This window comes from Geothrix sp. 21YS21S-2 (assembly GCF_030846775.1).
Taxonomy (GTDB): Bacteria; Acidobacteriota; Holophagae; order Holophagales; family Holophagaceae; genus Mesoterricola.
Window position 1 is genome coordinate 2,374,464 of record NZ_CP132910.1, and the last position, 15,329, is coordinate 2,389,792.

Consider the following 15,329-nt stretch of genomic DNA (forward strand, 5'->3'; position numbering starts at 1 on the left):
AGGTCCCCTGGGCTGCCTTGAGGTTGGAAGGGGCATCCTCACTTCCCGGCGGCCCGGGTCCTATCGTAGAGGGTCTCCATGCGTCCCACCAGCGCGTCGAAGGCCTTGAGGGCGGCGTCCACGGGCTGGGGCGAGGCGAGGTCCACGCCGGCGGTCTTGAGGGTATCCAGGGGGAAGCGGCTTCCGCCCGACCGCAGGAAGGCCAGGTAGCGGTCCCGGGCGGCGGGATCCTTCAGGGCGGCCTCGGAGAGTGCCATGGAGCTCACGATGCCGGTGGCGTACTGGAAGACGTAGTAGTTGTAGTAGAAGTGCGGAATGGCGCTCCACTCGGACTTGATGTAGTCCTCCACCTTCATGACGCCCTTGTCGTGGCCGTAGTAGAGGCGGGTGAGCTCCAGGTACTTCGCGTCGAGCCAGTCGGGGGTGAGGGACTGGCCCTGCTCCACCCGCTCGTGCATGGCCAGCTCGAAGTCCGCGAAGAGGGTCTGGCGGAAGAGGGTGCCGCGGATGGTCTCCAGGTAGCTGTCCAGGAGGTAGAGCTTGAGGGTGTCGTCGGCCACCGTGTCCAGCAGGTGGTGCATGAGCAGGTTCTCGTTGAACGTGCTGGCGATCTCCGCGAGGAAGATGGGGTAGTCGGCCATGGGGAAGGGCTGGGCGGCGTCCGAGAGGTAGGAGTGCATGGCGTGGCCCAGCTCGTGGGCCAGGGTGGACACTTCGTGGAAGGAGCCGTCGAAGTTCATCTTCACGAAGGGGTGCACGCCGTAGACGCCGTCGGAGTAGGCCCCGGACTGCTTGCCCTTGTTCGGGTAGATGTCGATCCAGCCGTTCGTGAAGGCCTGCTCGAGGCCCTTGCGGTAGTCGGGGCCCAGGGGGGCGGTGGCCTTGAGAACCAGGTCGCGGGCCTCCTCGAAGGTGTACTTCTTGTCCACCGACTGCACGGCGGAGGCGTACACGTCGCCGTAGTTCATGTCGGTCAGGCCCAGCATCCGCGCCCGAAGGCGCATGAGGCGGTGGAGGGGCGCGAGGTTGGCCTTCACGGAGGCCACCAGGTTCTTGTAGACGGCCGTGTCGATGGCCTCGGGGTAGAGGGCGGCGTCCAGGCAGGTGGGGTACTTCCGGATCTTCGCCTGGAAGAGGTCCTTCTTGGTGTTGGCGTCCAGGAGGGTGGCGAAGGTGTTCTGGTACTGGGCCTGTTCCTTGAAGTGGGTCTCCATGACCAGGCGCCGGTCCGCAGGGACCTTGGAGGCGCGTAGCTTGTTGTAGTTCGCGGTGTTGAGGACCACCTTCTCGCCGGTGGAGAGGGTCACGCTGGTGTGGGGCATGTCCACGTTGTTGAGCATGCCGGCGGCGCCGGAGGGCGCGTCGGAGAAGAGGCCGGCGGTGGCGGCGACCCGCTCCTCGCCCTCGGGGAGGATGTGGGCCTTCATGCGCAGGGTCTTGAGGAAGCCCACCCGGTGGGAGGCGAGGCGGGGCTCGGCCTTGATGTAGGCCTCCACCTTCTCCTGGCCCAGGGCCATGAGATCGGCGTCCATGAAGGCGAGCTTGGCGCCCAGGCCCACCAGCACGGTCTGGATCTCGCCCTTCATCTTCTGGTAGTTGGTGTCGCCCAGGTCCATGTCGCCCTGGTGGCTGGCGTAGCGGTACAGGCGGCCCCCGCGGAGGTTCACCTCGTCCAGGCGCTCCATGAAGTCGCCCATGGCCTTGGGGGCGGTGGTCCAGGCCTTGCCCAGGGGATCCAGGGCGGCGATGAGGGCCTTGACGGCGTCGAGCTCGGCGCGCCAGGCGGCGTCGCTCTTGTACATGTCCGTGGCGCGCCACTTGTACACGTCGGGCACCTTGGCGCGCTCGGTCTGGGAGAAGTCGGGTATGGGCTGTCCTGCGATCATCACGGCTCCGGCAAGCAGGGGAAGGGTACTTCGGAACATGGTGGACTCCTTGTCAGTAGGTCCAGCTCAGGGCGCATCCGGCTTCCTTGGCGACCTTTTCGGAAAGGTCGGGATCGAAGCGGACATTGAGGTCGCCGCTGGCCCTCACGCGGGCGAGGATGCCCTGGGGGCCGCGGTATTCCAGGTGCAGGGGAAGGTTGCCGTGGTAGAGGCGCAGGAGGGGCACCAGGCGGTTGGGGTACTCCCCCCTGGGCAGGCGGATCAGGGCGCCGGAGAAGCCCTTGCCCTGGAAGTCCTCCAGGGGCTCCAGGGAGGTCACGAAGAGCTTGATGGTGGTCTGCTCCTCCTCGTCCTCGTCGCCGTTGTTGCCGGTGGTCTCGATCTTCAGCTCGCCGGTGACGCGCAGGAGGGCGTCGGGCAGGGCCAGGTGCCGGTACAGGTCGAAGGGGCGGCCCCTCTTCCGGGTCACGGGGTTGTAGCTGCCGGCCATGAGCAGGGCCTCCACCTTGTCGGTGAGGTCCTCCAGGTAGAGGATCGCCCAGGGTTCGCCCTTCTGGTTCGTCTTGAACTGGACGTTGCTCACCATGACGCCGATGGCCACCTCGTCCCGGTCCCGGTGCCTGCCGGCGGCGGCGGCCTCCTTCAGGGAGGCGATGGTGCCCACGGTGTGCACCTTGATGGCGTCCTTGAACTCCTCCAGGGGGTGGCCCGACACGTAGAGGCCCAGGGACTCCCGCTCGTAGCGCAGGCGGTCCTTGCGGCTCCAGAACTCCACGTCCTCGGGCACGGCCCAGTTGTCGGCGAGGCTGGCCATCTCGGCCTCGTCGAAGAGCGATACCAGCCCCAGGTCCTGGCCCCCCTTCCCCGCGTTCTCCATGGCCGAGGGCAGGCCCTCCATGAGGGCGGCGCGGTTGGGTTCCATGGAATCGAAGGCCCCTGCCTTGATGAGGGCCTCCCACACGCGGCGGTTGGCCTTCTGGAGGTCGGTGGCCTTGAGGGCGTGGAAGAAGTCCTTGAAGCCCCCCTCCTCCGCGCGCGCGGCGAGGATGGCCTCCAGCGCGGCCTCGCCCAGGCCCTTGACCGCGGCGAAGCCGAAGCGGATCTGGTTGGGCCCGGTGATGGTGAAGTCCAGCTGGCTCTCGTTGATGTCCGGGCCCAGCACGTCCAGGCCCATCTCCTTGCAGTTCTGGATGTACTTCACCACGTCGTCGGTGCGCTGGGCCTTGGTGGAGAGGAGGCCGGCCATGAACTCGGTGCGGAAGTTGGCTTTGAGGTAGGCTGTTTCGTATGCAATCAGGGCATATGCCGCTGAATGGCTCTTGTTGAAGCCGTAGCCAGCAAAGTATTCAATAAGATCGAAGAGTTCGGAGACCTTGTCCCGCTCGTAGCCGCGCACCACGCCCTGCTCGATGAACTTGGTCTTCTCCTTCGCCATCTTCTCCTTGTCCTTCTTGCCCATGGCGCGCCGCAGCATGTCGGCCTCGCCCAGGGAGTACCCGGCGATGAGGCTGGCGATCTGCATCACCTGCTCCTGGTACAGGATCACGCCGTAGGTGGGGGAGAGGATGGGCTCGAGGGTGGGGAACATGTAGGTCACGGGCTCGCGGCCGTGGCGGCGGTTCACGTAGGTGTCGCCCATGCCCGCGCCCAGGGGGCCGGGGCGGAAGAGGGCGTTGAGGGCGATGAGGTCGTCGAAGCGGTCCGGGCGCAGCTTGGCCAGGAGCGACTTCATGCCGCCGGACTCGAACTGGAAGATGCCGTCGGTGTCCCCCTGGCTGAACAGGTCGAAGGTCTTCCGGTCGTCGAAGGTGCGGATGAGGGTCATGTCCACGGGATGGCCCTGGGTGCGCTCGATGTAGCCCTGGGTCTTGGCGATCTGGGTGAGGGTCTCCAGGCCCAGGAAGTCCATCTTCAGGAGCCCGGCGCGCTCGGCCTCGACCATGGTGTACTGCACCATCACCTTGCCGTCCTTGTCCCGGCTGAGCGGGGCGAAGCGGGTGAGGTCGTCGGGGGCGATGATCACGCCGGCGGCGTGGACGCCGGTGTTGCGGGCGAGGCCCTCCAGGCGCGCGGAGATGTCCAGGATGTTCTTCACCTCGGGTTCGGATTCGTAGAGTTCGCGCAGCTTGTCGCTCTGCTCCAGGGCCATGGCCACGGTGATGGGCTTTCCGGGCTCCTGGGGCACGAGCTTGGTGAGGTTGTTGGCGAAGGCGAAGTCCTTCTCGAAGACCCGCGCCACGTCCTTGATGACGGCCTTGGTCTTGAGCTGGTTGATGGTGACGATGTTGCTGACGCGGTCCTTGCCGTAGGCCTCGGTGACGTAGTCGATGACCTTCTGGCGCCCGTCCCGGCAGAAGTCGATGTCCACGTCGGGCATGGAGATGCGCTCGGGGTTCAGGAACCGCTCGAAGAGCAGGTCGTACTGCATGGGGTCGATGTCGGTGATGTGCATGGACCAGGCCACGATGCTGCCGGCGGCGCTGCCGCGGCCCGGGCCCACGGGCACGCCCATCTCGCGGGCCTTGCGGATGAAGTCCCATACCAGGAGGAAGTAGCCGGGAAAGCCCATCTTCAGGACGGTGTCCAGCTCGAACTCGAGCCGGGCGCGGTACTTCTCCTCGGAGTGCTTGAGGGCCCCGGCCTGCCAGAGCACCTGGCACTCCTTGAGCCGCTCCTCGAAGGTCTCGCGGGCCACCTCCACGAAGTAGCTCTCCAGGGTGTGGCCCGAGGGCACGGGGAACTGCGGGGTGATGGGCTTGCGGGTGATGGGGAAGAGGTCGATCTTGGAGGCGATCTCCAGGGTGCGCTCGAGCAGCTCGGGGTGGCCGGGGAAGACGGCGGCCATCTCCTCGGGCGACTTCACGTAGAACTGGTCGGTGGAGAAGCGCATGCGCTTGGGCTCGCTCTTGAACCGCTTGGTGCCGATGCACAGGAGCGTGTCGTGGAGGTCCGCGTCGTCGTGGTTGAGGTAGTGGGCGTCATTGGTGGCCACCAGGGGGATCCCGGTGCGCTTCGAGAGCTCGAACTGGCTGGGGATGATCAGGCGCTCCGCCTCGAAGCCCTGGTCCTGGATCTCCAGGTAGAAGTCCTCGCCGAAGATGCTCTGGTAGTCCCGGGCGACGCGCTCGGCGGCGTCGATGTTGCCGGAGAGGAGGCGGGCCTGCACCTCGCCGCCCAGGCAGGCCGTGAGGGCGATGAGGCCCTCGCTGTTCTCCCGCAGCAGGTCCTTGTCCACCCGGGGCTTGTAGTAGAAGCCCTCGGTGAAGCCCTTGGAGACCAGGTTGGACAGGTTGCGGAAGCCCACGGGGTTCTTGGCCAGGAGCACCAGGTGGTAGCCCGCGTCCCGCTGGCCGGAGGGGTCCAGGCAGTCCTCCAGGCCCTCGGCGTTCAGGGCGTTGTTGTCGAGCTTGCGGTCGTGCCGGGACCGGGGGGCCACGTACACCTCGCAGCCGAGGATGGGCTTGACGGCCCAGTTGCCGTCCTTGTCCGCCGTCTTCTCGCAGGCGTCGAAGAGCTTCATCATGCCGAACATGTTGCCGTGGTCGGTGACGGCCACCGAGTTCATGCCGGTCGCCCTGCATTTCTTGACGAGGTCGGGGATGCGGGTCAGGCCGTCGAGGAGGGAGTACTCGGTGTGGAGGTGGAGATGCGCGAAGGTCATAGGGGGCCATTGTCGCAAGCCTGGGGCGGGTTGGGGAAAGTTGCTGGGGTGTTGCAGTTGTGAACGAGCGGGCGCGGGGCTTGCCGCGATGAATTAATAACTCATATTGTGGCTCACGCCAGTAGCCGGAGGGTCGTGATCCATGTTGAAAAGCCTCACCTGGGGCCTGGCGGCCCTCTGCCTGGGCATGCCCTGCCGGGCCGCGGACCCCTGGTCCAAGTCCGACACCGCCTGGGAACTCTCCTACGTGGCCATGGTGGCCATGGACTGCAGCCAGAGCCGCCAGATCGAGGACGGGAACCGCTACGAGCGCAACCCCCTCCTGCCCCGCCACCCCAGCGCCAGGACCATCACCCGGCTCTGCATCCTCAACGTCGCGGCCCACGCCACGATCAGCTACGTCCTGCCCCGCCCCTGGCGGCGCCGCTTCCAGGTGGTCTCGGTGGTGGTGGAGGCCGGGGTGGTGGCGGACAACTACTACCGGGCCGGGATCAAGGTCAAGTTCTGACCAGGGCCAGGGGGATCACCTCGTCCATGCTCTTCACCAGGTGGATGACCAGCTCCCGGCGCACCTCCTCGGGGAGCTCCTCCAGGTGCCGGGCGTTCTCCGCCGGGATGATGACGGTGCGGCATCCCATTCGGTGGGCGGCCAGGAGCTTCTCCTTGAGGCCGCCGATGGGCAGGACCGCGCCCCGCAGGGTCAGTTCCCCGGTCATGGCCAGGTCGGCGCGCACGGGGATGCCCGTGAGGGCCGAGATGAGGGCCGTGGCCAGGGTGATGCCGGCGCTGGGCCCGTCCTTGGGGATGGCGCCCTCGGGCAGGTGCACGTGGAGGTCGGTCTTCTCCAGGAAGTCGGGGGCCAGGCCCAGGCTGTCGGCGCGCATGCGCACGAAGCTGAGCGCGAGGTTGGCGCTCTCCTGCATCACTTCGCCCAGCTTGCCGGTGAGCTTGAGGACGCCCTTGCCCGGAAGCCGCGCGGCCTCGATGGTAAGGAGGTCCCCGCCGGTGGGGGTCCAGGCCAGGCCGTTGACCACGCCCGCGGCGGGCTGGGCCGACAGGGGGGATTCCAGGAAGCGCTCGGGGCCCAGCAGGCCCGCGAGGCGGTCCGCGGTGACCCTGGCGTCGAAGGGCCCGGGCTGGAGGCTCTGGCGGGCCAGCTTGCGCAGCACGGCGGAGATCTCCCGCTCCAGCTGGCGCACGCCGGCCTCCTTGGTGTAGGCCTGCACGAGCTTTTCCAGGGCCGCGTCCTCGAACGTGATGCCCAGGTCGGCCATGCCGTGGCGGTCCAGGGCCTTGGGCACCAGGTGGGCGTGGGCGATCGCCTTCTTCTCGCCCAGGGTGTAGCTGCTCAGCTCGAGCACCTCGAGGCGGTCCTCCAGGGGCTGGGGAATCTGGTGGCGCACGTTGGCGGTGGTGAGGAAGAGCACCTGGCTGAGGTCGAAGCCCACGTCCAGGTAGTGGTCCTGGAAGGTCTGGTTCTGCTCGGGGTCCAGCACCTCCAGCAGGGCGGAGCTGGGGTCGCCCCGCCAGTCGGAGCCCATCTTGTCGATCTCGTCCAGGAGCATGAGGGGGTTGCGCACGCCGCCCTTCTTCAGGAGGGAGATGATGCGCCCGGGCATGGAGCCGATGTAGGTGCGCCGGTGCCCCCGGATCTCGGCCTCGTCCCGCACGCCGCCCAGCGAGAAGCGCAGGAAGGGCCGGTTCAGGGCCCGGGCGATGGACCGCGCCAGGCTCGTCTTGCCCACGCCGGGAGGGCCCACGAGGCAGAGGATGGGCCCGCGCAGGGGGGCCCCCGCGTTCCGGTCCCGCAGGCGGCGCATGACGGCGAGGTACTCCAGGATCCGGGCCTTGACCTTCTCCAGGCCCGCGTGGTCCTCGTCCAGGATGCGCTCGGCCTCCTCCAGGTCCAGGTGGTCGTCGGCGAGCTTGGACCAGGGCAGGGCCAGGAGCCAGTCGATGTAGGTGCGGCTCACGGTGGCCTCGGCGCTCTGGGGGGGCATGCCCTCCAGGCGGTCCACCTCCTCCAGGGCCTTGCCCTCGGCCTCCTCGCCCATCCCGGCCTTGAGGATGCGCTCCCGCAGCTGGGCGAGCTCGTCCTTCCTGCCTTCGGGCAGGACGCCGCGCATCTTCTCGCCCAGCACGAAGGCCTTGTGGTCCTTCTCGAGGTTCTGGGCCTCCTCCCTGCCCTCGGCCTGGTGGGTGGCGGCGTCGGCTTCCAGGAGCTTGAGGAGGGTGTGGAGGCGCGGTTCGATGTCCAGCTGGTCCAGCACCCCCTGCTTGTCCCGCACGTCCGCGGGCAGCACCGCGGCCACCGCGTCGATGGCCTGGCCCAGGGGCATGGCCGGGTCCAGGCTGAGGGTCCGGGCCAGTTCCGGGTTGCGCTGGAGGAAGCCCTCCACCGCCGAGCCGAAGGCATCCTGCAGGGCCGGTCCGCCGGGGGCCTCGGGCTCCGGGAGGATCTCCACCTCGGCCTGCACCACGTCCCCGTCGTCCAGGTACCGCTCCAGGCGCACCCGGGCGATGCCCTTGACGCCCACCTTGTAGTAGTCCCGCGGCAGCGGGATGAGGGACTCCACCAGCGCCAGGGTGCCCACGGCGTGGATGGACTCCTGCTTGGGCTGCTCCTCCTTGGGGTTGCGCTGGGTGAGCAGGAGCAGGTGGTCGCCCACCTTGATGCCCAGCTCGAGGGTCCGCACCGAGGCGCGCCTCCCCACCATGAAGGGAACCCGGGCCCCCGGGAAGAGGACCATGTCCCGGATGGGGATGGCGGGGAGGGTGATGGTCTTGCGAAGGGGATTCGTCATGGGGCCCTACCAATCAACACTCAAGAATAATGACATATGCTTTTTTTCCTCAGCGAGCCCTCCGCGCCTCCGCGATTGATCCCTTTCCTGGATGCGCCGGCGCAATGACTATATGCGCAGGGGCACCCCGGGAAGAAGATCAATCGCGGAGGCGCGGAGGGCTCGCTGAGGAAAAAGGACCTTCCTAGCCCGCGGCGGGAATCGACAGGCTCGTGATTCCCAGTTCCTTCTCCACCATGGCCCGGGTGAGGTGGAGCGTGGCCTTGGTGGTGCGCTCCTCGCTGGGCAGCTCGAACATGGGCTCCAGCAGGATCTGCTCCAGCATGCTCCGCAGCCCGCGCGCGCCCAGCTTGCGCAGCAGGGCCTGGTCGGCGATGGTGTCCAGGGCGCCGGCCTCGAAGGTCAGCTCGATGTCGTCCATCTCGAAAAGGCGCATGAACTGCTTGGTGACGGCGTTCTTGGGCTGGGTGAGGATGGCCACCAGGGCGTCGCGGTCCAGGGGCTGCAGGGTGGCCACCACGGGGAGGCGGCCCACCAGTTCGGGGATGAGGCCGAACTTGATGATGTCCTCGGGTTCCACCAGGCGCAGGAGGTTGTCCTTGCTGCCCTTGGAGGTGACCTTGGCGCCGAAGCCCACGGCCTTGGCGCGCACCCGCTGCTTGATGGTGTCCTCGATGCCCACGAAGGCGCCGCCGCAGATGAAGAGGATGTTGGAGGTGTCCAGCTGGATGAATTCCTGGTGGGGGTGCTTGCGGCCGCCCTGGGGGGGCACGTTGGCCACGGTGCCCTCCACCAGCTTCAGGAGGGCCTGCTGCACGCCCTCGCCGGAGACGTCCCGGGTGATGCTGGGGTTCTCGCTCTTGCGGCCGATCTTGTCGATCTCGTCGATGAAGACGATGCCGCGCTGGGCCCGCTCCACGTCGTAGTTGGCCACCTGGAGGAGCTTGGTGAGGATGTTCTCCACGTCCTCGCCCACGTAGCCGGCCTCGGTGAGGGTGGTGGCGTCGGCCATGGCCAGGGGCACGTCGAGCATGCGAGCGAGCGTCTGGGCCAGGAGGGTCTTCCCGGTGCCCGTGGGGCCGATGAGGAGGATGTTGCTCTTGGAGAGCTCCACCTCGGTGGCGCCCAGGCTCTTCTGGGGGGTGAGGATGCGCTTGTAGTGGTTGTACACGGCCACGGCCAGGCGCTTCTTGGCGCCCTCCTGGCCGATCACGTAGTCGTCCAGGAAGCCCTTGATCTCCTTGGGCCGGGCCAGGCGGGGCTCGTGCTTGCCGGCGGGCTTGCCCTGGCGGCTCATGCGCAGCTGGAGCTGGCCGGCCTCGACGCATTCATTGCAGATATAGGCGTTGGGACCAGCAAGAAGCTGTTCGACCTCGTTGGGGGCCTTGCCGCAGAAGGAGCACTGCTGATCACGCTTCGGTTTTGTCATGGGATCTCCTTCCACTGCGTCGTTCATTGTGGGGCCTTGACGCCCCCCCGGCACCTGGGAATCGCGTGCCCGATGTCACTGGTGGTGCACGGTGACCAGTCCCAGGACCTCGAAACGCTTGATACCCGCGGGAATCTTGATCTTCACTTCCGCCCCTTCCTCCAGGCCCACCAGGGCCATCCCGATGGGGGAGCTGATGCTCAAGTGGTCGGGGTGGTCCCCGAGCTCCTCGGGCAGCACCAGTTTGTAGGTGACTTCCTTCTCGGAGTCAAGGTCCAGGAGGGTCACCCGGGTGCCGTAGGCCACCTTGTTCTTGGGCAGGCGGTCCAGGTCGAGGCTGGCCACCTCGGCGATGCGCTTCTCCAGTACGACGACCTTGTTCTGGAACATGTCCCGCTTGGCCAGGGCCTGTTCATATTCAGCATTCTCCGACAGGTCGCCCTGGGAGGCGGCGCTGGCGATTTCCTTGGGGATTTCAATGAGCAGGGCCTGCTTGAGGGCCTTCAGTTCGACCTCGAGCTTTGCGAGAACGTGCTTGGGCATAGGAAAGTCCATGGTCGGGGGGCCGGAGCCCCGGGAGGGATTCAACGGCTGTCGAGAAGCCATTCATCAGGAGGCAACGGTGCGGGGAGGGGGTCGCCCTCCCCGGGCCGCGTCTTGAACCGGCGGTGCATCCAGAACCACCATCGAGGCTCGCGCCGGATATCGGCCTCGATTTTCTGGGTCATGATCTGGGTGGCGGTCCAGACGTCCCGGTCCATGTCCCCCGTCACGGGCACCTGGAAGGGAGGTTCGACCGACACGGTGATGGTGCCGTCGGCATTGGGCCAGCTCCGGAGCTGGACGACGGGGAGGCCGTACTTCACGGCCAGGAGCCCGGCGGAGGGGAAGGTGGAGGCCCAGCGGCCCAGGAACTTCACCCAGACGCCGGCGGTGAGCGCGTCCTGGTCGAGGAGGAAGCCCACGGCCTTGCCCATCCGCAGCGCCTTGATGGCCCCGCGGAAGGCCCCGTCCTTGGGAATCACCTCGTTGCCGAACCGCCCCCGCAGCTGCCGGAGCCGGGGCTCCAGGAGCGGGTTGTCCAGCTCCCGCCCGATGACCGAGAGGGTCCGGCCCAGGGCGCTGAGGGCCAGGGCGGTGGCCTCCCAGTTGCCGTAGTGGCCCGTGAGGACGATGAACCCCTTCCCGGCGGCCTTGGCCGCGTCGTAGTTCTCGATCCCCACCACCTTCACCCTGCGCGCCAGTTCCTCCTCGTCCATGTGGAGGAGGTGGATGGCGGTGAGCGCCAGGGTGCCGAAGTGCTCGAAGCAGTCCAGGGAGATGGCCCGGATCCCCGCCTCGGTCAGGCCCAGGTCGGCCTTGCGCAGGTTGTCCCGCACCACCTTGCGGTGGCGCCGGTCCAGGGCGTGGGCCAGGCGCCCGAGGCCGCGGCCCAGGGTCAGGGTGGTCTCCCAGGGCAGGCGGCTCACGATGCCCTCGACCAGGTGGAACATCCCCGCTTCCGCGCGATGGCGGAAGGAGAGGCGGGTGTCTGGGGAGGTGTGTGCCATATAAAAAAAGGTGCGCCCCGATGGTGAGGCGCGAACGACTAGCGTAGCAGATTCCGGAACGCCAGGGGGTTTCCAGGCAATGATTGCCGGACTCATTCGCATTGGAAAAGAAGCCTCGGAGGACTAAAGTGACTTTTCTTACATGGAAAAAACCCTAGACTGGGATTTCAGATTTTCGGATGGAAAGGTCCTTTGATGAACTTGGGAATCGTACGATCGTCGCTGCTGGCTCTGGCCGCGGCCCTGACCCTCTCAGCCCAGCCTGCCGGGCCGGACGCGGCCTGCTTCGCCTGCCACGGGCGCAAGCCCGCCGCCACGGCCAAGGGCAAGCAGCCTCCCTTCGTGGACAAGGCCAAGTTCGAGGCCTCCATTCACGCGGGCAACGGCTGCGTCAGCTGCCACGCGGACCTGGACGCGGCCACCCACCCCGGGCCCAAGCTGGCCCCGGTCGACTGCGCCAGCTGCCACGAGAAGCCCTCGAAGACCTACGCCGCCAGCGCCCACGGCCGGGCCCGCAAGGCCGGCAACGCCGGCGCGGCGGGCTGCGCGGAGTGCCACGGCACCCACGAGATCGTCAAGGCCACCTCGGCCAATTCCCCGGTTCGGCGGGAGAACCTGCACATCACCTGCGGCCAGTGCCATCCGGACGTGGTGGCCGAGGTCGACGCCTCGGTGCACGGCCAGGCCACGGCCGCCGGCATCCAGGAAGCCCCGGTCTGCACGGACTGCCACTCCGACCACGCCATCGAGAGCCTGAAGTCGGCCTCGCCGATGAAGGTCTCCCAGATGGTCTGCAGCCGCTGCCACGGCTCGTCCCGCATGAACGCCAAGTTCGACCTCCCCGACAACCGCGTCACCACCTTCTTCGAGAGCTACCACGGCATGGCCGCCAAGATGGGCTCGGCCAACGCCGCCAACTGCGCCAGCTGCCACGGCTACCACCTGGTGCTGGCCGCCTCGGACAAGCGTTCCATGGTCAACAAGGCCAACCTCGTCCAGACCTGCCAGAAGTGCCACCCCAACGCCAACGAGAAGTTCTCGCTGGGCAAGGTGCACGTTGACAAGAAGGAGGTCTCGGACATCGGCGGCAAGGTGGACCACTGGGTGCGCTACACGTACCTCTCGCTGATCTTCGTGACCATCGGCGGCATGGCCCTCCACAACATCCTGATACTGCGCAAGAAGGCCCTGGCCGCCCTGCGGGACCCCAACCGCACCGTGGTGCGGATGAACACCCAGGCCCGCATCCAGCACGCCATGCTGGCCTCCAGCTTCATCTTCCTGGTGGTGAGCGGCTTCGCGCTCAAGTATCCCAACTCCTGGCTGGGCTGGTGCATGGGCTCGAGCGAGGTGGTGCGCCGCACCGGCCACCGCATTGCCGCCGTCGTCATGATCGTGGGCGCCATCGTCCACCTCTTCTACGCCATCTTCACCAGGGACGGCCGGAAGTTCGTCAAGGACATGCTGCCCGAAACCAAGGACCTCTTCGACGTGCTGACGCACCTGAAGTACCTGGTGGTCCCGGGCGCCGCCAAGCCCCAGTTCAAGCGCTTCGGGTACGCCGAGAAGGCGGAATACTGGGCCGTGGTGTGGGGCACCTTCCTCATGGGCACCACCGGCGGCCTCATCTGGTTCAAGATCTACTTCACCCGCTGGATGCCCCGCTGGATCGTGGACGTCTCCATCACCGTCCACTACTACGAAGCCATCCTGGCCACCCTGGCCATCATCGTGTGGCACTTCTACTTCGTCATCTTCGACCCGGAGGTCTACCCCATCAACTGGGCCTTCCTGGACGGCAAGGTGACCCCCCACCACCACCACGAGGAGCACCCCCTGGAGCACGTGGGCGACGAGCCGAGTCCGGATCCGGACGAACCCGCCGAATAGTCCCCGGCGGACCTGACCTCCTTCAAGCGGGCGACCACAGGGTCGCCCGTTTTTTAGTCCGGAGCCTCCGAGCCAGCGGAAACCGCTCGTCTTTTTCTTGCAGGAGCTTATCTTGGTGGCACCCAAGAGCCGGAGGAGGAAACGGGCATGTGGCGGGGGGTCCCGGTGGAATTCATATTTATTATTAATTCAAATTCGGCATAAATGCCTACTCCCGTGGACCGCGCCGTCCGCATCCTGCACCTGGAGGCATGCCCCGGGGACGTGGAGCAGGTCAAGGACCTGCTGGACCGGGAGGGTCTCCTGGCCGACCTGACCTGGGTGAACGACCGCGACGGCTTCCTCTCGGCCCTGGCGGACGGCCGGAGCTTCGACCTCGTCCTGGCGGACTGCGCCCTGCCCGGCATCGGCGGGGAGGAGGCCCTGGAGATCGCCCGGAACCGGGCCCCGGACCTGCCGTTCCTCTTCCTTTCCCGGAGCCTCGGCGAGGAGCGGGCCGCGGCGTGCCTGCGACGGGGCGCAGCGGACTGCGTGCCCAAGGACGACCCGGCCCGGCTCGCCCCGGCGGTTCGCCGGGCCCTGGCCGGGGGCCGGGCCCCCGCGGCGGCCGGCCCACGGGGCTTCACGGAGGCCGCCCTGGCCGCGCGGGTGGTGCCGTGGATCCTCACGGGGGACCGCCTGGCCATCCCCGAAGCGGCGGAGGCGATCCTCGGCCTTTCTCCCCTGCCCGGGGACCTGGAGGGCCTCGTGGCCATCCTCCACCCCGAGGACGCCGACCTTTTCCTGGAGGCCCTGGAGCGGAGCCGCAACGTGAGCTTCCGCGCCCGCATCCGCCGTTCCGGCGGCGATTGGGGATGGACGCGCTGGAACGTGGACCGGGGCCCCGAGGGCTACCGGGGGGTCATCATGGACATCACCGAGGAGGCCTGGCGGGACGGGCGGATGCACCAGCGCCGGCGCATGGACGGCGCGCGCGAGCTGGCCAGGCGCCTCGCAGCCAGGCTCCAGGGGCCCCTGGGGGGCTGCGTGGACGAGCTGCGCACCCTGGCGGCGCTCCCGGGCCAGGAGCGGCGCCTGCGGGAAGCCCTCCTGTCCCTGGACGAGGCCGGGCGCCTCCTGGCGCAGCTGCGCGCCTTCGCCCACCTGGGACGCCCGGCCCGGGTGGCCACACCGCCCAACGCCTTCGTGGTGAGCCTCCTGGCCCGGGCCCGGGAGGCCGCCGGACCCGGCATCCGCATCGACTTCGAGCCCGGGGGGGACCTGCCCGAGGCGCCCCTGGACCCCGCCGCCCTGGAGCAGGCCCTGGGCGCCCTCCTGGCCAACGCCCGGCAGGCCCTGGGCGGCTCCGGCGCCATCCGCGTGGCCACCGGGATCCTGCCCCCCCGGCCCTACCGCCCCGGCGGAACCCCCGGCCCCATGCGGACCCGGATCTACATCGAGGTGCGGGACGCGGGCCCCGGCATCCCGCCCGCCATCCGCGGCAAGGTCTTCGACCCCTTCTTCACCACGCGCCTGGAGCGCGGCAGCGCGGGCCTGGGCCTCGCCATGGCCTGGGAGATCCTGGAGGGCCACGGCGGCTCCGTGCAGCTGGAGAGCGCGCCCGGCAAGGGCACCGCGGTCCGGCTCATCCTTCCTGTGTAGCGTCCACCGCCACGGTGCGCACGGCACGGGCCAGGTCCGCCGGGGCCACGCCCACCAGGAAGCCGCGGCTGCCGCCGTTGAGGTAGGCCCGCTCCAGGGCGAGGATGCTCCGCTCCACGTAGACGGGCATCGGCTTGCGGGTGCCCAGGGGGCTGGTGCCGCCCACCAGGTAGCCGGAGTGCCGGTTGGCCACCTCGGGCTTGCAGATGTGCACGGTCTTGCACCCGATCTGCCGGGCCAGGGCCTTGGTGCTCACCTCCCGGTCCCCGTGCATGAGGACGATTAGCGGGCGGGCGGCCTCGTCCTCCATGATGAGGGTCTTCACCACGGCGTGCTCGTCCACGCCCAGCGACTGGGCGGCCACGAGGGTTCCGCCGTGGTCCTGGTAGGTGTACAAATGCTCCGTATAGGGAATCTTGAGTTCCCTGAGGAGACGGGTGGCCGGGGTCGAGGGCGCCTTGGACATGC

Annotated in this window: 10 protein-coding genes; 3 read left to right on the forward strand and 7 right to left on the reverse strand. The window is 68.0% G+C overall.

From position 1 onward, the window contains the following. Positions 1-38: 38 nt before the first annotated feature. Together pepF and dnaE are read right to left on the reverse strand one after the other, a co-directional pair. Positions 39-1,925: an oligoendopeptidase F gene (gene pepF / locus RAH40_RS10495; RefSeq protein WP_306602064.1), complete on the reverse strand. Its 1,887-nt coding sequence runs from the start codon at positions 1,923-1,925 to the stop codon at positions 39-41. Positions 1,926-1,938: 13 nt separating this feature from the next. After that, positions 1,939-5,547, reverse strand: coding sequence for a DNA polymerase III subunit alpha (gene dnaE, locus RAH40_RS10500; protein ID WP_306602065.1), 3,609 nt, complete (start codon positions 5,545-5,547; stop codon positions 1,939-1,941). Positions 5,548-5,689: 142 nt separating this feature from the next. Here dnaE and RAH40_RS10505 point away from each other — a divergent pair, with 142 nt between their 5' ends. Next, positions 5,690-6,055, forward strand: a complete 366-nt coding sequence (locus tag RAH40_RS10505) for a hypothetical protein (protein ID WP_306602066.1) — start codon at positions 5,690-5,692, stop codon at positions 6,053-6,055. On the opposite strand, the gene lon is transcribed toward RAH40_RS10505, so the two are convergent. The 4 genes from lon to RAH40_RS10525 form a co-directional block, all read right to left on the reverse strand. Continuing rightward, complete coding sequence (gene lon, locus RAH40_RS10510) at positions 6,045-8,351, reverse strand: endopeptidase La (protein WP_306602067.1); 2,307 nt, start codon at positions 8,349-8,351, stop codon at positions 6,045-6,047. The genes RAH40_RS10505 and lon overlap by 11 nt on opposite strands. Positions 8,352-8,535: 184 nt before the next feature. Beyond that, a complete protein-coding gene (clpX, locus tag RAH40_RS10515; RefSeq protein WP_306602068.1) occupies positions 8,536-9,780 on the reverse strand; it encodes an ATP-dependent Clp protease ATP-binding subunit ClpX in 1,245 nt (414 codons plus the stop codon). A gap of 75 nt (positions 9,781-9,855) precedes the next feature. Beyond that, positions 9,856-10,323 carry a GreA/GreB family elongation factor gene (locus RAH40_RS10520; RefSeq protein WP_306602069.1) on the reverse strand — a complete coding sequence of 156 codons (468 nt, stop codon included), beginning with the start codon at positions 10,321-10,323 and terminating at the stop codon, positions 9,856-9,858. A gap of 41 nt (positions 10,324-10,364) precedes the next feature. Beyond that, complete coding sequence (locus tag RAH40_RS10525; protein WP_306602070.1) at positions 10,365-11,273, reverse strand: lysophospholipid acyltransferase family protein; 909 nt, start codon at positions 11,271-11,273, stop codon at positions 10,365-10,367. A gap of 252 nt (positions 11,274-11,525) precedes the next feature. Here RAH40_RS10525 and RAH40_RS10530 point away from each other — a divergent pair, with 252 nt between their 5' ends. Both RAH40_RS10530 and RAH40_RS10535 read left to right on the forward strand, forming a co-directional pair. Next, on the forward strand, positions 11,526-13,220 hold the full coding sequence (locus tag RAH40_RS10530; protein WP_306602071.1) for a cytochrome b/b6 domain-containing protein: 1,695 nt from the start codon (positions 11,526-11,528) through the stop codon (positions 13,218-13,220). A gap of 204 nt (positions 13,221-13,424) precedes the next feature. Next, a complete protein-coding gene (locus RAH40_RS10535; protein ID WP_306602072.1) occupies positions 13,425-14,861 on the forward strand; it encodes a hybrid sensor histidine kinase/response regulator in 1,437 nt (478 codons plus the stop codon). Here the strand turns inward: RAH40_RS10535 and ybaK are convergent. Continuing rightward, complete coding sequence (gene ybaK / locus RAH40_RS10540) at positions 14,845-15,327, reverse strand: Cys-tRNA(Pro) deacylase (RefSeq protein WP_306602073.1); 483 nt, start codon at positions 15,325-15,327, stop codon at positions 14,845-14,847. The two genes, RAH40_RS10535 and ybaK, sit on opposite strands and share 17 nt — an antisense overlap. Between the last annotated feature and the right edge of the window lie 2 nt (positions 15,328-15,329).